This window comes from Paucihalobacter ruber (assembly GCF_006494535.1).
Taxonomy (GTDB): domain Bacteria; phylum Bacteroidota; class Bacteroidia; order Flavobacteriales; family Flavobacteriaceae; genus Paucihalobacter; species Paucihalobacter ruber.
Genome location: NZ_VHIQ01000001.1, coordinates 573939 through 595322 on the forward strand (window position 1 = coordinate 573939; position 21384 = coordinate 595322).

Genomic DNA, 21384 nt, shown 5'->3' on the forward strand with positions numbered 1-21384 from the left:
GTAAAGATAACCAATCTATGCCAATCACTATTGTTAATTCTGTTGCCAGCTGGTTTCTTAAAAAACGAATTCATCAGATGGAATTGTTTTTAAAGTACCCCAACGATGTGCAAAACGAATTACTTCTGGATTTGATTAAAACAGCCAAAGACACCGAACTTGGCAGGCTTTACAACTTCTCTGAAATTAATAATTACCACACCTTTTCTGAACGCGTACCAATTGTTAATTACGAAGGCTTTCATCATTATATTGAACGGGCGCGCTTAGGAGAAGCCAATATTTTTTGGCCGGGTAGTATCAAGTGGTTTGCCAAATCAAGTGGCACCACCAATGCCCAAAGCAAATTTATTCCTGTAACCGAAGCTTCTCTTGAAGACTGCCACTACGCCGCCAGTAAAGATTTGCTTTGCATTTATTTAAACAACAACGAAGACTCACAACTTTTTACAGGTAAAAGCTTAAGACTAGGCGGCAGTAAAGAATTGTACAAAGAAAATGGTACTGCCTTTGGCGACCTAAGTGCCATTCTCATTGACAATATGCCATTTTGGGCAGAGTTTAGCAGCACACCAAGCAACAAAGTGTCGCTCATGAGCGACTGGGAATATAAACTCGATGCCATAGTAAAAGAAACCATACAGGAAAACGTAACCAGTTTGGCCGGCGTACCTTCGTGGATGCTGGTATTGCTCAACAGAGTCCTGGAGCACACCAGTAAAAACGACCTTACCCAAATCTGGCCTAATCTTGAAGTATATTTTCATGGGGGCGTTAGCTTTGTGCCTTACCGAAATCAATATCAAAATATTATTCAAAAGCAAGATTTCAGGTATTACGAGATTTACAACGCTTCGGAAGGATTTTTTGCTGTGCAAGACCAAAATAATTCCGATGAATTGCTACTCATGCTAGATTATGGCATTTATTACGAGTTTATCCCTATAGATACTTATGGCAAAGAAAACCAATATGCCATACCTCTAAATCAGGTTGAACTCGATACCATATATGCCGTTGTAATAACTACTAACGCCGGTTTATGGCGCTATAAAATTGGGGATACCGTGAGGTTTACTTCTGTTAATCCGTACCGTATTAAAATATCGGGAAGAACCAAACACCACATCAATGTATTTGGAGAAGAGTTGGTAATTGAAAATGCCGAAACAGCCATTGCCAGCACTTGCCAATTACTCAACGCAGAAATAACCGACTTTACAGTAGCGCCAATCTTCATGGAAGGAAAAGAAAAGGGTGCGCACGAATGGCTTATTGAGTTTAAAAAATCTCCGTCGTGTATGGATGAATTTAGAGATGTATTAGATAAAGAATTACAACAACTCAATTCAGATTACAAGGCCAAGCGGTATTTAAATATGACTTTGAATGCTCCAAAAATTCAAATTGCCAAATCTGAATTGTTTCATACCTGGTTAAAAACAAAAAACAAACTGGGTGGTCAACATAAAATACCGAGATTGTCAAATTCGCGCGTGCATCTTGAAGAGCTACTAGCCATGAATACTGCCTTGTTTGCTTAATAGTAAAAAAATCTTAAATCGTCTTTTATCGTAAAAATTGACACTAAGATATTTTATATCGAATTTAAAATGTGCTTTATCTAAAAATTAGGTTTGTAAGGTTTTTCATTAAAATAAGCTATTATATTTGAATCATCATTAACCGAATAACCCTAAACTAAACATATTTTTCGGCAACATATTAGTGATTAATCCAAATAAAAAAACCACTCTTCCAATTTAGACGAGTGGTTTAATTATTTTAAGTGCTTGGGTGTTTACGAAACAGCTTTCAGCTTTTTAAGTGTTGTTTTACTTAATTTATCCTCGGCATAGGCTTTGGTAACATTAAGTTCTTTTAGATCGCTACTAGGTAATTCAAACATGGCATCGGTTAAGATTTCTTCGCATAACGATCTTAAACCACGTGCCCCCAATTTATATTCTACGGCTTTTTCTACAATATAATCTAAAGCACCATCGGTTATTTTAAAGGTAACATCGTCCATTGAGAACAACTTCTCATATTGCTTGATAATGGCGTTTTTAGGTTCGGTAAGAATGGCTCTTAGCGTAGAAGCATCAAGCGGATCCATGTGTGTCAATACAGGCAATCTACCAATAATTTCAGGAATCAATCCAAAATCTTTTAAATCTTTAGGTATGATATATTGTAATAGGTTACTAAAATCAACCTTAGCATCAGACTTGGAGGCACTGTAACCAACAGCCTGCATATTTAGTCTTTTAGAAATCACGCGCTCAATACCATCAAATGCGCCACCGGCGATAAACAAAATATTTTCGGTGTTTACCTCGATGAACTTTTGGTCGGGATGCTTTCGGCCACCTTTGGGTGGTACATTTACCACGGTACCTTCAAGTAGCTTCAATAAGGCTTGTTGTACGCCTTCACCAGAAACATCCCGAGTAATTGAAGGGTTATCGCTTTTACGAGCAATTTTATCAATTTCGTCTATAAAAACAATTCCTTTTTCAGCGCGCTCGAGATTATAATCGGCGGCCTGCAGCAATCTGGTTAAAATACTTTCAACATCTTCGCCTACATAACCTGCCTCAGTTAAAACGGTAGCATCAACAATAGCTAATGGTACATTCAACATTTTGGCAATAGTCTTTGCAATGAGGGTTTTTCCGGTACCGGTTTGACCAACCATGATGATATTACTTTTTTGAATTTCAACATCATCTTTGGTTTGCTTTTGAAACAATCGTTTATAGTGATTGTAAACTGCCACCGACATTACTTTTTTGGTGTGCTCCTGACCAATGATATACTCGTCTAAAAACTCTTTAATTTCAAGAGGTTTTTTAAGCATTACATCGGCTGAGAGTGCTTCCTTACCGCTTTGTTTTGATTCTTCAAGAACAATACCGTGTGCCTGAACAATACATCTGTCGCAAATATGTGCATCTAAACCTGCGATTAGCAGATTCGTTTCAGACTTTTTTCGTCCGCAGAAGGAGCATTCTAATTCTACTTTAGACATGAATTTATGTTTTCTCTTTTTTCTTTAATTAAATGGTGTTAGTTTCTCACCAAAATTTCGTCAATCATACCGTATTGTTTAGCTTCTTCGGCACGCATCCAGTAATCACGATCAGAGTCTTTTTCGATTTGTTCGTAAGATTTTCCGGAATGTTTAGAAAGTATCTTGTACAATTCTTCTTTCACCTTTAAAGTTTCTCTTAACGAAATTTCCATATCAGACACCTGACCTTGCATACCGCTCATAGGTTGGTGTATCATCACTCTGGAGTGTGTTAATGCTGAACGTTTTCCGGCTTGACCGGCACAAAGTAACACAGCACCCATTGAGGCTGCCATACCTGTACAAATAGTAGCAACATCAGGCTTTATAAAATGCATGGTGTCGTAAATACCCAAACCGGCGTAAACACTCCCGCCCGGAGAATTGATATAAATTTGAATGTCTTTAGACGCATCTGTACTTTCTAAAAACAGCAATTGCGCCTGAATAATATTAGCCACCTGATCGTTGATGGCGGTACCTAAAAATATAATTCTATCCATCATCAATCTTGAAAATACGTCGAATATGGCGATGTTCATCTGGCGCTCTTCAATAATATTTGGCGTTAGGTTTGTTGGGTACATACTTTTGATGATTTTATCGTAATAAGTAGTACTGATGCCTTGATCTTTTGTGGCAAATTTTTCAAATTCTTTTCCGTAGTCCATATTTCTTTTTAAAATGTTTAGTTTATTTAATTGAATTTCAACTGTTAAAAAAAAGCGCAAAACATTACAGTTTTGCGCCTTAAAGATACTAATTTATTCTGTAATACTTAACTGTAGAATTCCTTTACAAAATCGTCGTAGGTTATTTTTTTAACCTTCAAATTGGCTTCTGCCTTGTATAAATCGAGTAATTTTTTGCTTACCAATTGCTCGCTTAAGCGTTTTACTTCGTCTCTGTTTGATAAAATTCTTGCAGCGATATCGTCAAGTTCTTGCTCAGACGGATTTAACTGCCCGAATTGCGCCATTTGAGATTTAATGAGTTCTTTGGCATGTGTTTTTAAATCTTCAAATTCAACTTTAACATTGTATTTTTCCATCAACTTACCTTCAATCAACTGGTAGCGAATGCTTTTTTCTGATTTTTCGTATTCATCTTTAGCTTCTTCCTCGTTCATTGGCTTTTCGCCTGCATTTTGAAGCCATTTTTGAAGAAAGGATGCCGGTAAATCAAATTTGATGTTCTCAATTAAATAATCGGTAACATCGTTCATTAACTTTTGGTCGGATTGCTGTTGAAACTGCTTCTCAGAATCGGTTTTAATTTTCTCCTTCAATTCGGTTACAGTGTTTACTTCGCCTTTGGCAAAAAGCTTGTCAAAAAGATCTTGATCTAAATCGGCCAAAACTCTGCTATTAATTTCAGCTATAGTCAACTTTACATCAACCTTTAAATCGTGTGCTGCATCATGAGACACCTTTAAATAGGTCATTAAGTCATGAGAATCATTAAACAACTCTTTGGTGTTTAATGTAATAACATCACCAACTTTGGCACCTGTCAAATTTTTGATATTGCTTTTACCTTTTATTTTTTCTAATGAAAAGGTTGCCGTGTTGTTAATGTTGTTGTCTTCGTTTACAAAGGTTCCTGTAATTTCAGAATTGGCTTCAACCACATCGGTGCTCACCAATTTACCGTATTGCTTTTGAATGTGTTTAACCTGGTCGTCAATCATCTTATCATCTGCATAGATTTGATAATGCGTAATGGCTTTTTTGATTTTCAAATCAATATCAAATTCAGGAGATAAACCCAATTCAAACTCAAAACTAAACTGGTCTGAATTCCAATCTAAATCGTCTTGTGGTTTTGGCAGTGGATTCCCTAAAACATCCAGTTTTTCTTCGACCAGATATTTATTTAAGGCATCTTGAAGTAACTTGTTTACCTCATCAACCAATACAGCTTTACCGTATTGTTTTTTAACCAAGGTCATAGGAACGTGCCCTTTTCTAAAACCCGGAATGTTTGCTGATTTACGGTAATCAGTCAATATTTTTTCAACCTTATCGCTATAATCTTCTTTTGCGATATCCACCTTTACTACGGCGTTTAGATTGTCAATGTTTGTTCTTGTAATATTCATGCTACGATGCTAAAAAAATTGGAGTGCAAAAATACAACATTTCTCTATGCTAACAAAGTTTTTAAATCACTGTCTGTCAGTAACAACTTTATCTTCTCTTAGTACAGAATAGAAGATAGATTGCAGAATGGTGAGTAAAATACTAAAAAGCATCGCTGTCCAAATTGACGAGACCGTAAAACCGGTAACTAAATAATCGGCTAAAAGAATTATTAATCCATTAATTACCAGCAAGAATAATCCCAAAGTCAAAATGGTTGCAGGCAAGGTTAATAAGATGAGTAACGGCCTTACAAACAAATCTAATATAGCGAGAACTACAGCTACCAGCAAGGCCGTAAAATAGTCTACAACCGTAACACCAGGCAGCAATTTAGAAATTAATACTACGGCTATAGCCGACAAAATAAATTTTACAATTAGCTTCATAATGGGTAATATTTTGATTAAAAGAAGTGATTTAAAGTTATTAACGTTAAAGATAATGAATTTAAGCTATTTATAAAATCTAACCGTCTAACCCAGAAATTTCATCACTACTTGATAGAAGTCTTCAGGGTTTTCGGCATGCAACCAATGACCGGCATTTGCTATGGTCTCTATTTGCGCCGAAGGAAACTGTCTTTTAATAATATCAAAATCTTGAATACCGATATATTCAGACTTATCACCACGTAAAAATAAGCTTGGTCCGCTATATTTAGCATGAATTGGTAAGGCTTCACCAACTTCAGCTACTTGCTCGGTAAGCACTTTGAGGTTTAACCTTAAGCCAAGCGTTTCTTTGTCTTTCCAATATAAATTTTTTAGTAAAAATTGTCTGATTGGTTTTGATTTAATATGCTGTGATAAAGCCTTATCTGCATCACCTCTTGATTTACAGGTTGTAAAATTAATGGCATTTAAACCGTCTAAAATACCGTCATGATGCACGGGATAATATCTTGGAGAAATATCGGCAACAATTAAATGCTTCACGAGCTCTGTGAATTGAGTCGCCACTGTCATAGCTGTTTTACCACCCATAGAATGACCAAGCAAAATAATATCCTCTAAACTATGTTTTTCACAATAACTCACAACATCCTGTGCCATCACTTCGTAATTAAAATCATTGCTGTGAAAACTTCGGCCGTGGTTGCGCTGATCAATTAAATGAACCTCATAACCTGCTTCAGAAAAGGTAGTTCCTAGGCTTTTCCAATTGTCTCCCATACCTAAAAATCCGTGTAAAATAACAAAAGGCTTTCCGCTACCAATAATATTTGAATACAATTCCATTACTTAAGCTTATTTAAATACATTTGAATAACATTTTCTACTCCCAAATACAAACTTTCGGCAATTAAGGCATGGCCAATAGAAACTTCCAGTAACCCGGGAATGTTTTGTTTGAAATAGGCAATATTTTCAAGAGATAAATCGTGACCGGCATTAACACCCAAGCCTAATTGATTTGCCAAAACTGCACAATCTGTGTATGGTTTAATGGCAAATGTATTGCCAAGCGCATACTGGTGCGCATAAGCTTCGGTGTAAAGCTCAATTCTGTCGGTGCCAATTTGCTTGGCGCCTTCTATTTGAGATATCACGGGGTCTACAAAAACAGATGTTCTAATGCCATTTCGTTTAAATTCAGAAATCACCTCTAATAAAAACGATTTGTGCCTAATGGTGTCCCATCCGGCATTAGAAGTGATGGCATCGTCTGCATCGGGCACCAGGGTTACCTGAGTTGGTTTCACATCAAGAACCATTTTGATAAAATGGGGATTGGGATTGCCTTCAATGTTATATTCGGTGATAACAACCGGTTTTAAATCGTATACATCTTTGAAGGTTATATGGCGCTGGTCGGGACGCGGATGAATGGTGATTCCCTGAGCACCAAAACGCTGCGCATCTTTTGCGAATTCTACTACATTTGGCACATTGCCACCTCTGGCATTTCTAAGGGTTGCCACTTTATTGATGTTAACACTTAATTTGGTCATAAGTTGAATTTTAAAGTGCAAAAATACAAACAAGAACAGGCTTATTACGGTAATTTTTGATTAATTTGCAGTGTTTTTAAATTACGCTATGCAGCTGGAAGATCTTATCATAAACGACTTAACTCCTGTTAAATTCAACGACACCATTGGCGATGTTAAAATGATGTTTAGCCAGCTCACCTATTCCCATATTCCAGTTAAAAACGGTGATATTTATGTGGGATGTATTTCTGAAACTGATGCGCATTGTTTTGAATCACAAAAGGTATTAGCAGATATTAACTACTCTTTAGAGGGTTTTTACGTGCGAAACACCACCAACTGGCTTGACATACTTGAAGCTTTTGCCCAAAATGATTCTAACGTGATGCCGGTTTTAGATTCCAACAATAATTACCTTGGATATTACGAGTTAAACGACATCATACAGTTGTTTAACGAAACGCCTTTTTTTGCCGAAAGTGGCGGCATCATTATTGTTGAAAAAGGTATTTTTGATTATTCTTTTAGCGAAGTTTGCCAGATTATTGAATCTAACAATTCTAAAATTTACGGTGCCTTAATTTCTAAAATGGAAAATGACAAAGTGCAAATAACCATCAAAATTGGTAATGCTGCAATTAACGATGTGCTTCAAAGTTTTCGTCGCTATGGCTATAGCATTGTCTCAGGCATTGAACAAGACAGCTATGTTGAAAGTTTAAAAGAACGCTCTGATTACCTTAAAAAATATTTAGATTTCTAAAATAATTTCTTTTGAAAGTAGCAATATTTGGTCAACAATATCAAGAAAACGCTTTAAACAGCATTCATGTTTTATTAAATTGTTTAACAGCTCATGGCGCCAATTTACTAATAGAAGAAAATTTTGCTCAACAATTGAAAAATAATGATGTTTTAGATTTAAAATCGCGTCAAATAGGCGTTTACAATAATTTAGATAAGTCTTTTGATCTGTTGGTAAGTATTGGCGGCGATGGCACTATTTTAAGAGCAATAACAGGGGTAAAAGATTTAGGAATTCCAATAGTGGGTATCAATACCGGCAGATTGGGGTTTCTAGCCACTGTTCAAATCAATGAAATTGAGCGCGCTTTTAACGATATTTATAAAGGAAATTACACCATTTCAAGTCGCAGCCTTGTGGCTGTTGCAACCAATCCATCACATCCTGATTTAGACGATATCAATTTTGCATTGAATGAAATTGCCGTAAGCAGGAAAAATACCACATCCATGATTTCGGTTGAAACGCAGCTTAATGACGAATACCTAACCAATTACTGGTCTGACGGCTTAATAGTATCAACGCCGACCGGTTCAACAGGTTATTCGTTGAGCTGTGGTGGTCCGGTAATTATTCCCCAAGCCGGTAACTTTGTAATTACCCCAATTGCGCCACATAATTTAAATGCCAGACCATTGGTGATTCCCGATTCAACGAAAATAACCCTCAAAGTTAACAGTCGCGAAGAGGATTTTTTATTGTCTTTAGATAGTAGACTAGTGAGTTTATCCACCCAAACCGAAGTTGTCATAACAAAAGCACACTTCAAAATAAAAATGATAGAACTTAAATATGATAGCTTCATTAGCACACTTCGAAAAAAAATGCTTTGGGGAGAAGACAAGCGCAATTAAACAATAAATTTCGGTGTTTGCTGTTAATCACTAAAGCAATTCAATTGAAATTGCAATAGGCTTATCAATATTGTTATATTTGCAAACTTTTAAATCTTATGAAGCGGTTCATCATCATCTTAATAACTATGTTCGCTATAAAAAATACTACAGCACAAATTTACGAAGTTGGCGTATTTTTAGGAGGAAGCAATTTTATTGGAGACGTTGGTGCTACCAACTACATCAAACCAAACCAGCTGGCAATGGGTGGTATAGTTAAATGGAATCGCAGTCCGAGACATTCGTTTAGAGCGTCAATATTGTTTAGTAACTTAAAAGGTGTTGATAGCGAATCGAGCGACAACAGACGAATAGCAAGAGATTACAGCTTTGAAAACAGTATTGTTGAATTTTCAGCAGGTATGGAATTTAACTTTTTTGATTTTGATTTGCATATTTCAGGAAATAAAACCACACCCTATTTGTTTACAGGAATATCAGTAGCTCATCACGATAATTACTATTGGGATGGCGGTGGAAATTACAGATCAGAAAATACTTCCAGCTACGCTTGGGGTATTCCTATGGTGATAGGAGTGAAAACCACTTTAACCAGTCATATTATCTTAGCAGCCGAAGTTGGCGCCAGATATACCTTTAGCGACGAAATTGACGGCAGCGTGCCCGATGCACCGCAACTATCTCAATTTAGCTTTGGTAATACCAACAGTAACGACTGGTATGTGTTTACAGGCATTACCTTAACCTACACCTTCGGTCAAAAACCTTGTTATTGCGCTTTTTAATGGATACAAAACCAACCTTTAATACAGACAAACTACCAAAACACGTTGCCATCATCATGGATGGTAATGGCAGGTGGGCCAAACAAAAAGGAATGCTGAGAATTGTTGGGCATGAAAATGGCACCAAATCGGTACGAACTACCGTTGAAGCCTGTGCCGAAATAGGTATTAAAAATTTAACCTTATACGCCTTTTCAACAGAAAACTGGAACAGACCAAAAAGCGAGGTCAATACGCTGATGAAACTTTTGGTAAAGTCCTTAAAAAAAGAAATTAAGACACTTCAAGACAACAACATTAGGCTTCGAGCCATAGGTAAATTAGAAGAATTACCCGAAAAAGCCTTTAAAGAATTGCATGAAGTTATTGAAAAAACAAAAGATAATACCCACATGAATCTTACGCTTGCACTTAGCTACGGATCAAGAGAAGAATTAATTAGCGCTGTTAAAAGCATAAGTACCAACGTTAAAAATAATATAATTTCAATAGAATCTATTGACGAATCAATTATAAATAAGCATCTTTACACGCAAAATTTACCAGATGTAGATTTGCTCATCAGAACCAGTGGCGAGCAACGCATTAGTAATTTTTTGCTTTGGCAGATTGCCTATGCCGAATTGTATTTTACAGACGTGCTATGGCCCGATTTTTCAAAAGAAGATCTGTACAAGGCTCTAAAATGCTATGAAAAAAGAGAACGAAGATTTGGTAAAACTAGCGAACAGCTTAGCAAATAAATCATAATTTGAAAACGCATCAAAAAACCCTAATACTTTTTAGCTTTTTATTATGCAGCCTTCTAGGCAATGCACAAGAATACCAGTTCGACACCGGTAAATCTTACATCATAGGCGACATCGCTATTAGCGGAAGTACTTCGTATGCAGAACAAACCATTATTGTTTATTCTGGTCTAAGAAAAGAGGAATTAATTAAAATTCCTGGTGAAAAATTAAGCAACGCCATAAAAAAATTATGGAAGTCTAACCTGTTTAGTAGCATTGATATTTACGCTACCAAATTTGTGCAAGATACGGTGTATCTGGAAATAGAAATTAACGATTTACCCGAACTTAATAATGTTACTATTAAAGGCGTTAAAAAAGGTAAATTTGAAGAAATTAAAACCGAAAACAAACTACAAAAGGGCACTAAAGTCACCGAAAACTTAATCACTACCACCAAAAATTATCTTACTAATAAATACAAAAAGAAAGGCTATTTAAATGCCGACGTTAATATTATTACCACCGAAGTATTAGATTCAATTGAAAAGAAAAGGGTTAACATGTTAATTGACATCGATCAAAAAGATAAGGTGAAAATTAAATCTATCACTTTTGTAGGCAACGAAGTTTTTAAAGACAAGCGACTAAGAAAGGTCATGAAAAAAACAAAAGTGCGAAATCCCGTGCGCTTTTGGAAACGCTCTAAATACATTGTTGAAGATTACAAAGAAGATCTCACGTCGCTAATCGATTTTTATAAAGAAAATGGGTATCGAGACGCCAGAGTCGTATCAGATACCCTTATCAAAAACGATGACAATACCATAGCGCTTAAGTTAAATATTAATGAAGGTTCTTTGTACACCTTTGGTAAAATTACCTTTGTAGGTAATACAGTTTACTCAGATGCCCAATTAAGATCTGTTTTAAGAATTGAGGAAGGCTCAACTTATAACGGTGTTGAATTGGCCAAACGCATTGAAGACAATACAAAACCAGATGGAGATAACCTTGTAAATCGATATCAGGATTCAGGATATTTATTTTCTTCCATCAATCCTGTTGAAACCAGTGCCGACGGCAATGTGATTGATATGGAAATTAGAATTACCGAAGGTAAACCGGCCTATCTTAATAAAGTTACCGTTGTTGGCAACGATATCACTAACGACCGCGTAATTTACCGAGAACTTCGAACCAGACCGGGACAGCTTTACAGTAAATCTAATATAGTACGAACCATAAGGGAATTAGGTCAATTAGGCTTTTTTGATGCACAGCAAATAGCACCAAATATTAAAAACCCAGATCCCAATGCCGGCACCTTGGATATTGAATACTCAGTTGTTGAACAAGGCTCGAGTCAAATAGAATTGCAAGGTGGCTATGGCGGTGGTGGATTTATAGGTACTTTGGGGCTTTCATTTAATAACTTTGCAATTAAAGATATTTTAAAGAAAGACGCTTACAAACCTGTACCTCGTGGAGATGGACAAACATTAGCATTAAGATTACAGGCCAGCCAGTTCTTTCAAACTTATAGTTTAAACTTCATGGAACCTTGGTTGGGCGGCAAAAGACCACAGCAGTTTTCTGTGTCGTTATCGCAAACCAAACAATTCTTGTTTGATCAACAAACATTTAGAGCAGACCGAAGCAGAAGCTTTAATATTTCTGGTATTTCTGTGGGGCTAGCAAGAAGATTATCAATACCCGACGACTATTTCACTTTATCTCAATCTATAGGTTTACAGCACTACAACCTCAATAATTATAACACAGGTTTATTTACCTTTGGTGACGGTTATGCCAACAACCTTTCATATACGGTAGCATTAGCCAGAAATAACACTTATACAGATCCTATATTCCCAACCGGTGGTTCTAACTTTATTGTTTCGGCCAAGTTGTCTCTACCATATTCTCTATTTAATAATGTAGATTACAAGGCACTGAGCGAAGAAAGAGAAAGTCTGAACCCAAATGATCCTTCAGATTTTGCCAGAATTGGTGAAATAGACCAAGAGCGTTTTAGTTGGTTAGAATTTTATAAAATTAAATTAAGAGGTGATAATTACACCACTTTATTTAAAAAGTTTGTTTTAAGGTCTAACGTTGAATTCGGATTTTTAGGTGCCTATAACAACGACAGAGGTATCATTCCGTTTGAAAGATTCTTTCTTGGTGGTGACGGATTAGGAAACTTCGCTCTTGATGGCCGAGAGGTAGTACAGCTAAGAGGTTATCCAAACCAATCACTTTCAAGTGTAGACGGTGGTGCGATTTACAACAAATTTTCAATTGAGCTTCGACATCCCATCACTTTGGGAGCCGGTGCAAAGATATTTGCATTAGGCTTCTTAGAAGCAGGTGCGTCGTTTAATAGTTTTAGAGAATACAATCCGTTTAATATGAATCGTTCTGCCGGTTTTGGTGTGAGAATATTTATGCCTGCATTTGGCTTGTTGGGCATTGATTTTGGTCACGGCTTTGACCCATTACCGGGCCAAACAGTTAAAAACGGATGGGAAACACACTTCATTATTGGACAACAATTTTAAGTTTGGCACGATATTTTCTAAAGATGATTTTGGTAATTCATGAGTAGGTTAAAATTTTTCAGAATATATTTCGTTAATTTGAAAAATATATCGACTTAATTTAAATCAAATGAACGCATGAAATACAAAGTTCTTTATATATTGATTTTCGTTTTTTTTGTTAATCTCACTCTGCACGCACAAAGAGGTATTAGAATTGCCTACATCGATACAGAATACATCTTACAAAATGTACCTGAATATCAGGAAGCAAATGCACAGTTAGATAAAAAAGTTCAAGAATGGAAATCTGAAATCGATAAAAAGTTAAGTGTGATTGCTACAAAAAAGCAGGAGCTTGAAGCTGAACGAATTCTTCTAACAAAAGAGTTATATGAAGAGCGCTTAGAAGATATTCAGATAGAAGAAAATGAAGTTTTAGATTACCAACAAAAACGATTTGGCCCTGAAGGTGATTATATTGCACAAAAAAATCAATTGGTTCAACCCATTCAAGATCAAATTTTTGCTACTGTTCAAGAGATTGCAGAATCCAGAAACTATGATTTTATTTTTGATAAATCGGCCGATTTAACCATGCTATTCTCCGCAAAACAATACGATGTAAGCGAATTTGTTTTGAGAAGTATTACGCGTTCGGCAACAAGAAAGCAAGCGCAAACCAAAGAAGAAAGACGTGCGGCTGAAGATGAAGAACTGGTTCCTGAAATTAACACTGCAAAAGAAGAACGTGAACTTGCTTTAGCCGAGAAAAAAGCAGCAAGAGAAAAAGAAATTGAAGCTCGCAGACAACAGCAATTGGAAGAAAGAGAAGCGGCCAAGGCAGCGGCAGAAGCCAGAAGACAGCAAATTTTAGAAGAACGTGCCAAAGCCAGAGAAGCTAAATCTGGTAATAAATCGGGAGACGCGAGCGAAACAGTAAATAAAAAAGAAGAAAGTACAGAGAAATCTGCAAAAGAATTAATGGAAGAGCAACGTGCGCAAAAGTTAAAGGAACGTGAAGCGTTGCGTCAAAAAGCGGTAGAAGTGAAACAAGGCACTAATCCTCCTGCTTTAAAAGAAGATTCTGAAGTTAAAGGTGAAGAAAAAACAGATAGCACCGCTGTCGAAGAGACTAAAACACCTCAGCAACTCATGGAAGAAGAACGCCAGAGAAAACTAAAAGAGCGTGAAGAAAAGAGACAAGCAGTTCTAAATCCTAAAAAACAAGAGTCTGATTCAAAAACTGAAGAGAAAAACGAAAAAGCATCAGACTCTACAAAAGCCGAAAAACCAATGACAGCTCAGGAAAAAATGGAGGCTGAAAGACAGAAAAAAATTGAAGAAAGAGAACAACGACGAAAAGAATTAGAAGAACGCAAACAAAAAATATTAGAAGAACGTAAAAAACAAAGAGAACAACAAGAAGCAGAGAAAAAAACAGATACCACCAAAAACAATAACTAGTAAAAATTAATTAATACAATTATAATATTTAAACACATGAAACAAATTACAACCTTTTTATTTGCAGCAGTCGTATTTTTTGCAGCTAATACCTTTAGTAACGCTCAAAGTAAAATTGCACACATAGATTCGCAGGCCTTAATTGGAGAAATGCCTGCAACCAAAGCTGCTCAAGCCGAAATTGAAAAGCTTGAAAAAACATACCAGACTGAAATTGAAGGTATGATCACAGAGTATCAAAACAAAATTAAGCGTTATGATGCTGAGGCCGCTTCTCAAACAGACGATGAAAACGCCAAAAGAATGCAAGAAGTTGAAACCATGCAAAGAAGCATTAGAGAGTACCAAGGCCAGGCTCAAGAAGACCTTCAAAAAAAGCAATTTGAATTGTTAAAGCCAATTGCAGAAAAAGTACAGGCAGCCATTTCTAAAGTTGCCAAAGCTAAGGGTATCGAGTATGTTTTACAATCTACTCCAAACAACGGTATTGTTCTTGTTGCAGATGGTTATGATTTAATGGGAGATGTTAAGAAAGAGTTAGGTCTTTAAAATTTTACAAAACAAATAACTGATCAAGCCGCTTTTTTTAAAGCGGCTTGTTTATTTTTATACCATGCAAAGTCAACCCATAGGTATATTCGATTCTGGCGTTGGTGGTACTTCTGTTTTTAAAGAAATCCACCAATTATTACCTAATGAATCCATTATTTATTTGGCAGATAGTTTTAATGCGCCTTATGGCAACAAATCAGCGGAAGAAATTAAAAACTTAAGCGAAAAAAATACCCGTTTTTTAATTTCAATGAACTGCAAGCTAATTGTAGTTGCTTGTAATACAGCCACTACTAATGCCATTGGTTATTTAAGATCTAACTTTAATTTACCTTTTATTGGTATCGAACCCGCAATTAAACCGGCTGCCCTTCAATCCAAGACCGGCTCTATTGGTATTTTAGCAACCAAAGGTACCTTGGCGAGTGATTTATTTCACAAAACCACTAATCTTTACAGCAACAACATTAAAGTAGTTGAACAAACCGGAACCGGTATTGTTGAACTTATTGAAAGTGGTAAGTTATATTCTGAAGATATGCGCAATCTATTAAAAACATATCTTCAACCTATGATTTTAGCTAATATTGACCATCTTGTCTTAGGTTGTACGCACTACCCCTACCTAATACCTCTGTTTAAAGAATTGTTACCGGAAAATGTAAAGATTATAGATTCAGGTGAGGCTGTGGCCAGACAGACTAAAAATATTCTGATTCAGAATCAACTTTTAAATACAGGTGAGGAACAACCAAACATTTCATTTTATACCAATACCAATCCCGCTGTGTTAAAACAAATTTTAGAAAATAAATATAGTGTTGCCTATAAAGATTTTTAGTAAGGTTAGCGACAAAATCACAACCAATCTATTATGGAGCTAATGATGGTTTATAACGCAAAATCCGGGCTTAAAAATGCCGTTTTAGATAGTTTACATAAAATGTTGAGTCCGTCAACTTACCAATGCGATTTATGCGCACTAACTTATGGTAATTTCACTGAAAAAGCTGTTTGGAAAGAATTTAAGGAAAAATCTAAATTTGAAATCAGATTCTATCATATTGACGAATTTGAAGCTAAATTCGGTAAACAAAACTACATTTATCCGGTTGCCTTGAGGTATGACAATCAAAGTTTTGAAACTGTAATTTCACACCAAGCATTTAAAACATTTAAAAACACCGAGGAACTTATAACTCATGTGAAGTGCATCATAAATGATTATGCCTAATAATCTAACTACTCTTTAAACCAAGAGGCATATTTTATATAATTTTCGGCTATTCTGTTGATCTCTCCACTAATTAATTCCTGGCTGATATCTTTTACTTTTTTAGCAGGCACACCGGCATAGATACTACCGGTTTCCACTCTTGTATTTTGTGTTACAACAGCGCCCGCGGCAATAATACTGTTACTTTCAATCACACAATGATCCATAACAATACTTCCCATCCCAATTAACACATTATCATGGATGGTGCAACCATGTACAATGGCATTATGACCTATTGAAACATTATTCCCTATGGTTGTTGGTGCTTTTTGGTAGGTTGCATGAATTACAGCACCGTCTTGAATATTAACCTTATTGCCTATTTTTATATAGTGAACATCGCCACGTATTACGGCATTGAACCAAATACTACAATTAGCACCCATGATAACCTCTCCAACAATTGTTGCATTTTCGGCTATATAACAATCATCCGGAATTTCCGGAGCTATTCCCCTAACTGACTTAATGATTGGCATAATGATATGATGACATTAATTTACCGCCGGACAATTACAATCGTATTTTTCTCTTCGGCAGTTAAAATTGTAACCCAAAGTTATTTGATGAAATCCCCCATTATTGAAGACCACTGAATTTGCCTGATAACTATAAGTATAGGCAAACACAAAGTTGTTATAATCAACACCAATAAAAGGGGTTACATACTGAAGTCTTTGATTACTCACACCTGAACCGTCCAAAAGTTGAGCACCATCAAAACTTCTTCTGTAAGATAAACCGCCCCAAAGTCTTCCAAAATCCATTTGTTTGTAAACCTTTCCGTTGATATCGATTGAAGATTCTTGAGTAGCATCTCGATACATAAACATAATTGAAGGTTCGTAACTCCAGTCACTTCCATACTTGCTGAATGTATTACCAACCGACAATAAATAAGTTCTTAGGTTATCAAAACTCAATCCCTGTTCATTAAAATTAATGCCTTCGTTATTGAGTACATTTTTCACCGTGGCATGCGCATAAAAATTTAGGAAGTGATAGGAAAAACCAAAATCTATATTAAAGTTAGTAGCACTTTGTTCTATACCGGCAATAATAGGGTCAAATCCTTGAGATAAAAATGATGTCTCATCTAATTTGTATTGAATAAAACCGGCACTTAGTCCGAATGACAACATGTTTAGATCAATTTCATTTCGGGAAAACATAATATGATGTGCATAGGTAGCATAGGCGCCAACTTGCGAGTGAAATCCGTTTCTGTCGCTATAAATAATCCCTCCAAGAGCCGACGGACCATCTCCCAACCTACCATTGACACTGAGCGTTCCCAATCTCGGAGCGTTGTCTGAACCGAACCATTGTTGACGCGCTGTAAGTCTTACTTTGGCACAATTTGCCACACCTGCCATAGACGGGTGAATCAGGTAATAATTATCGGTTAAATAATCGGAATAAATAGGTAGACCTTCTTGGGCATTCATAGTTGTTATAGATAATAACAACAACATAACTTTTAGATAGGTTTTTAAATTCATAAGTTTTTATCTTTTCAAAGTAAAATGAGTTCTAAACTCCTTTTAATCATCAGTGCTGTAAAATGGTATCTGGCACCCAATGACAATCTTTCGTTGACATAAATTAAATATTCTGCATCTAAACCAATAATTATGGTTAAGACCATCACGCTAAAGGCATTTGCCATAACGGTCAAATATATAAATTTTTGAGCTTGTTATGTTGTTTAATTGTACAATGACTCAAATATTATGAACTATTTATAAATTTCGACGAAATATGCAAGGATGTTATCAGTCATCATGGTATATGGAATAAACTTCATATATATTGATTTATTATTTATACTTCAATTTAATAAAAAGCATATAAATTATAGGGACTTTTAGGAATAAATATTTATGCAATATTATCTCTGGCATTAAAAACGTTAAATGACTCAAAATTTAATCCTATTTAGAGCCTGATTTATTTATTTTTGCAAAAAAATTGCCATGAGCATCACAATAAAACCTACTAATAGAGAAACAATTTTAAAATTTGAAACCGAGCAGTTTTTAGTCAATGCAGGAAGTTTTCAATTTAACAATATAGATGAAGCCAAAAACTCTCCATTATCTCAACAGTTATTCTACTTACCCTTTGTTAAAAAGGTTTTTATTTCGTCAAATTTTATAGCCATTGAACGTTATGACATTGTTGAATGGAAAGACGTGCAAGAAGAAGTTGCTAATCAAATTGCCGCTTATATCAAAAGTGGACAGCCGATTATTGACGAAAAAACTATTGTTAAAAAGACAGCAGTAACAGTTTATGCAGAAAGTACTCCAAACCCGGGAGTTTTAAAATTTGTTGCCAACAAAAAACTGGTGCCTGTAGCCATGGAATTCAACAATATTGACGAATCTAAATATTCGCCATTAGCCATGGATCTTTTCCAATTTCCATTTGTTAAAAGCTTATTTTTTGAGGATAACTTTATTGCTATTAGTAAGTATGATATTGCAGACTGGAATGATATTACCATAGAATTAAGAGAATTTATAAGAAATTATATTGAATCAGGCAAAAGAGTATTAGAAGATGAGGCACTTTCTCAACTAGAAGAAAAAGAACAAAAAACAACTGTTGAAAACATTAATCTTGATATCACATCGAAAGAAATAATAAAAATTCTTGAAGAGTATGTAAAACCTGCTGTTGCCAGCGATGGCGGCAACATAGAATTTAAATCTTATAACTCCGAAACCCATAAAGTAAGTGTTTTACTTCAAGGAGCTTGCAGTGGTTGCCCATCTTCAACCTTCACCTTAAAAAATGGTATTGAAACCATGTTAAAAGAGATGCTTAACAACCAAAATTTAACAGTTGAAGCTTTAAACGGTTAAATTTATCATAATTAACAAATTAAAATTTTTTATTGCTTAGATTTTGTTGAATTTGGCACACTTTTAGAAACAACCTTAAAACAAAAACTTGTATTATGACAAAACAATTTGCTATCAAATTTTTCATTTTAATTTTAATTTTAATTCCTTTTGTAGGTCAAGCACAACAATTAGATTTTGCATCTGAAGTAGGCTTCTCACCAAAAAACATCTCAAGAGCAATGCCTAATGTAATGGGCAGCCCTTATGTTAATGAGGACTACCAGCAGGTAAGAATAAATGGAGCTGATAATAAAATCTACAGTGGCCGATATAATGCCTACATAAACGAAATGGAAATTCTCGTTGCTGCTGGTAGAGATCCAATCGCGTTGGACATATCTAATAATGATTACGAAGTATTTTTTATAAATGAAAACAAATTATACAAAACTTTCAACTATGAAAGTAATAGGGGAATAACTAAAAGAGGTTTTTTGGTTGTGATGTCAGAAGAAAATGATGTGACTGTACTAAAAGAGGAAATCGTAAAGTATTACGACAAAGTAGCCGCGAGCTCATCCTATGATCAAGATAAGCCTGCTAAATTTAGAAAAGAAGATGATAATTATTACATCAAATTGAAATCTGGTAGAGTTGTATACCTGCCTTCAAAAGATAAAGATATTGCTAAGGCTTTTCCGGAACAAAGTAAAGAAATTATGACTTTCGTTAAGAAAAACAAATTGAAAACTAAAAAAGAAGAAGATCTTATTAAAGTTGCAAATTTTATAGGAAGTTTGTAAAATTGTAAAACTATAAATTTTTTAAAACGCTATTAGTTAATAAATTAATAGCGTTTTTATTTAAAACAGAAAAAATATGGATTTACAAGTATGGATTGACAAAGCCTATGAACTCATTCTAGATTTTGGCCCCAGAATTATTGGGGCGATTCTTATCTACATTATTGGTGGGTGGATTATTAAGATTACTTTAAAAAGCTTGAAACGCTTTATGGAAAAGGCCTCTTATGAAGAGAGTTTGAAAAAGTTTTTAGTAAATCTGCTTAATTGGACTTTAAAAATTGTACTCATCATTGTTATTTTAGGTATTGTTGGCATTGAAACCACTTCTTTCGCAGCAATATTAGCCGCAGCCGGTTTGGCTGTAGGTTTAGCACTCCAAGGTTCTCTGGCCAATTTTGCCGGTGGTGTTTTAATTATGATTTTTAAGCCATTTAAAATTGGTGACCTAATCGAAGCGCAAGGAGAAATGGGGGTTGTTAAAGAAATTGAAATATTTACAACCAAGCTAACAGGCTTGTCTAACAAAGAAATTATTATTCCTAATGGAACGCTCTCTAATGGTAATATTGTTAATTACTCTGTAACCGGGACACGACGTGTTGATCTAGTTTTTGGAGTACATTACGACTCTGATATCAAAAAAACAAAAGAAGTCTTAATGAATGTTATTAAATCGCATCCAATGGTTATCGAAAGCCCGGAGCCAACGGTAAACGTATTAGAACTGGCAGATAGTTCGGTTAATTTTGCTGTAAGACCTTGGTGTAAAACTGCAGATTATTGGACTGTTTATTTCGACGTTATTGAAAATACAAAAATAGCACTTGATATGGCCGGAATTGAAATTCCATATCCGCATCAGGTTGAAATACAAAAGAAAGGTTAGGCTTTTGGTTTGGTTACCATAAAATCTTTTAAATAAAAAGGTTCAAAATAGGCAACATCTTCGGTGTTGCCTATTTTATATTTTTGATAAGCCAACTTTGCCATTTGTTTTGCAGATGGTAGTTGATCCAAAATGAAATGGGCATTTTGGTGATTAACAACTGTAGCGATTTTATTAGCGCCGCTTCCAAGAAAATATGCAGTGTTTTCAGACAATAAACTATTAAAACTATCAGGAGTTATTACTTGAGCTTTTACTCCTTCAACCATTTGGTATTTTTGATTAAATACAGCACTATAAACTTCCATTCGTCTTGCATCTAAAACAGGCACAATAAAACCGTCTTTTATTGTTGTTTGATGTGCTAAACTTTCTAATGTGTTTATTGATATAAGAGGGATGTTTAAGGCATAACATAAGCCTTTAGCCGCCGAAACACCAATACGCAGTCCCGTATAAGATCCCGGACCTTTGCTTATTGCCACCGCAGAAAGGTCTTCTAATTGTATTTGAGCCTCGGTAATTACTTCAAGAATATAATTGTGTAACAATTCTGAATGCGAGTAATTACTATCATTATACTCTTTTAACGCAATAACCTTATCATTTTTTGATAAGGCTACCGAACAATTGGTTGTTGATGTTTCTATTAATAATATATAGGTCAA

General features: G+C 35.3%; 23 protein-coding genes. 13 read left to right on the forward strand and 10 right to left on the reverse strand.

The window, feature by feature from the left end:
* Positions 1-17: 17 nt before the first annotated feature.
* Positions 18-1544 carry a GH3 auxin-responsive promoter family protein gene (locus FJ651_RS02525; protein WP_140988819.1) on the forward strand — a complete coding sequence of 509 codons (1527 nt, stop codon included), beginning with the start codon at positions 18-20 and terminating at the stop codon, positions 1542-1544.
* Between the two features lie 257 nt (positions 1545-1801).
* On the opposite strand, the gene clpX is transcribed toward FJ651_RS02525, so the two are convergent.
* From clpX to FJ651_RS02555, 6 genes are all read right to left on the reverse strand, one after another.
* Positions 1802-3034, reverse strand: a complete 1233-nt coding sequence (gene clpX, locus FJ651_RS02530) for an ATP-dependent Clp protease ATP-binding subunit ClpX (protein ID WP_140988820.1) — start codon at positions 3032-3034, stop codon at positions 1802-1804.
* Positions 3035-3072: 38 nt separating this feature from the next.
* Positions 3073-3747, reverse strand: a complete 675-nt coding sequence (locus FJ651_RS02535; RefSeq protein WP_140988821.1) for a ClpP family protease — start codon at positions 3745-3747, stop codon at positions 3073-3075.
* Between the two features lie 107 nt (positions 3748-3854).
* Positions 3855-5177, reverse strand: a complete 1323-nt coding sequence (gene tig, locus FJ651_RS02540) for a trigger factor (RefSeq protein WP_140988822.1) — start codon at positions 5175-5177, stop codon at positions 3855-3857.
* 66 nt (positions 5178-5243) lie between these two features.
* A complete protein-coding gene (locus tag FJ651_RS02545) occupies positions 5244-5606 on the reverse strand; it encodes a phage holin family protein (RefSeq protein ID WP_140988823.1) in 363 nt (120 codons plus the stop codon).
* Positions 5607-5693: 87 nt separating this feature from the next.
* Positions 5694-6458, reverse strand: a complete 765-nt coding sequence (locus tag FJ651_RS02550; RefSeq protein WP_140988824.1) for an alpha/beta fold hydrolase — start codon at positions 6456-6458, stop codon at positions 5694-5696.
* Positions 6458-7171: a pyridoxine 5'-phosphate synthase gene (locus tag FJ651_RS02555; protein ID WP_140988825.1), complete on the reverse strand. Its 714-nt coding sequence runs from the start codon at positions 7169-7171 to the stop codon at positions 6458-6460. The genes FJ651_RS02550 and FJ651_RS02555 overlap by 1 nt, the downstream gene beginning before the upstream one ends.
* Positions 7172-7259: 88 nt before the next feature.
* Here FJ651_RS02555 and FJ651_RS02560 point away from each other — a divergent pair, with 88 nt between their 5' ends.
* From FJ651_RS02560 to FJ651_RS02600, 9 genes are all read left to right on the forward strand, one after another.
* Entirely contained in the window at positions 7260-7916 is a 657-nt protein-coding gene (locus FJ651_RS02560) for a CBS domain-containing protein (protein WP_140988826.1), read from the forward strand.
* Between the two features lie 11 nt (positions 7917-7927).
* Complete coding sequence (locus FJ651_RS02565) at positions 7928-8812, forward strand: NAD kinase (RefSeq protein ID WP_140988827.1); 885 nt, start codon at positions 7928-7930, stop codon at positions 8810-8812.
* Between the two features lie 98 nt (positions 8813-8910).
* Positions 8911-9600: a type IX secretion system protein PorG gene (gene porG / locus FJ651_RS02570; protein WP_140988828.1), complete on the forward strand. Its 690-nt coding sequence runs from the start codon at positions 8911-8913 to the stop codon at positions 9598-9600.
* The gene (locus FJ651_RS02575; RefSeq protein ID WP_140988829.1) at positions 9600-10343 is read left to right on the forward strand and encodes an isoprenyl transferase; all 744 of its coding nucleotides are present in this window, start codon (positions 9600-9602) and stop codon (positions 10341-10343) included. The genes porG and FJ651_RS02575 overlap by 1 nt, the downstream gene beginning before the upstream one ends.
* 8 nt (positions 10344-10351) lie before the next feature.
* Positions 10352-12895 (forward strand): outer membrane protein assembly factor BamA, encoded by a 2544-nt coding sequence (gene bamA / locus FJ651_RS02580; RefSeq protein WP_140988830.1) that lies wholly within the window; start codon positions 10352-10354, stop codon positions 12893-12895.
* A 117-nt stretch (positions 12896-13012) separates the two neighbouring features.
* Positions 13013-14341, forward strand: coding sequence for an OmpH family outer membrane protein (locus FJ651_RS02585; protein ID WP_140988831.1), 1329 nt, complete (start codon positions 13013-13015; stop codon positions 14339-14341).
* Between the two features lie 36 nt (positions 14342-14377).
* A complete protein-coding gene (locus FJ651_RS02590; RefSeq protein ID WP_140988832.1) occupies positions 14378-14890 on the forward strand; it encodes an OmpH family outer membrane protein in 513 nt (170 codons plus the stop codon).
* A 64-nt stretch (positions 14891-14954) separates the two neighbouring features.
* On the forward strand, positions 14955-15734 hold the full coding sequence (gene murI, locus FJ651_RS02595) for a glutamate racemase (RefSeq protein ID WP_140988833.1): 780 nt from the start codon (positions 14955-14957) through the stop codon (positions 15732-15734).
* A 33-nt stretch (positions 15735-15767) separates the two neighbouring features.
* Complete coding sequence (locus tag FJ651_RS02600) at positions 15768-16127, forward strand: GTPase (RefSeq protein WP_216746062.1); 360 nt, start codon at positions 15768-15770, stop codon at positions 16125-16127.
* Positions 16128-16135: 8 nt separating this feature from the next.
* On the opposite strand, the gene FJ651_RS02605 is transcribed toward FJ651_RS02600, so the two are convergent.
* Genes FJ651_RS02605 through FJ651_RS15680 form a run of 3 tightly spaced genes read right to left on the reverse strand, consistent with a single transcriptional unit; the run spans position 16136 to position 17841 of the window.
* Positions 16136-16651 (reverse strand): gamma carbonic anhydrase family protein, encoded by a 516-nt coding sequence (locus tag FJ651_RS02605; protein ID WP_140988835.1) that lies wholly within the window; start codon positions 16649-16651, stop codon positions 16136-16138.
* A 15-nt stretch (positions 16652-16666) separates the two neighbouring features.
* Positions 16667-17674, reverse strand: coding sequence for a PorP/SprF family type IX secretion system membrane protein (locus FJ651_RS02610; protein WP_140988836.1), 1008 nt, complete (start codon positions 17672-17674; stop codon positions 16667-16669).
* A gap of 14 nt (positions 17675-17688) precedes the next feature.
* Entirely contained in the window at positions 17689-17841 is a 153-nt protein-coding gene (locus tag FJ651_RS15680) for a hypothetical protein (RefSeq protein WP_216746063.1), read from the reverse strand.
* Positions 17842-18148: 307 nt separating this feature from the next.
* On the opposite strand from FJ651_RS15680, the gene FJ651_RS02615 reads away from it, so the two are divergent.
* The 3 genes from FJ651_RS02615 (at position 18149) to FJ651_RS02625 (ending at position 20716) form a co-directional block, all read left to right on the forward strand.
* The gene (locus FJ651_RS02615) at positions 18149-19042 is read left to right on the forward strand and encodes a NifU family protein (RefSeq protein WP_140988837.1); all 894 of its coding nucleotides are present in this window, start codon (positions 18149-18151) and stop codon (positions 19040-19042) included.
* A gap of 95 nt (positions 19043-19137) precedes the next feature.
* A complete protein-coding gene (locus tag FJ651_RS02620) occupies positions 19138-19827 on the forward strand; it encodes a hypothetical protein (RefSeq protein ID WP_140988838.1) in 690 nt (229 codons plus the stop codon).
* 76 nt (positions 19828-19903) lie between these two features.
* Positions 19904-20716: a mechanosensitive ion channel family protein gene (locus FJ651_RS02625; RefSeq protein ID WP_140988839.1), complete on the forward strand. Its 813-nt coding sequence runs from the start codon at positions 19904-19906 to the stop codon at positions 20714-20716.
* Here the strand turns inward: FJ651_RS02625 and tsaB are convergent.
* Positions 20713-21384 (reverse strand): tRNA (adenosine(37)-N6)-threonylcarbamoyltransferase complex dimerization subunit type 1 TsaB, encoded by a 672-nt coding sequence (gene tsaB / locus FJ651_RS02630; protein ID WP_140988840.1) that lies wholly within the window; start codon positions 21382-21384, stop codon positions 20713-20715. The genes FJ651_RS02625 and tsaB overlap by 4 nt on opposite strands.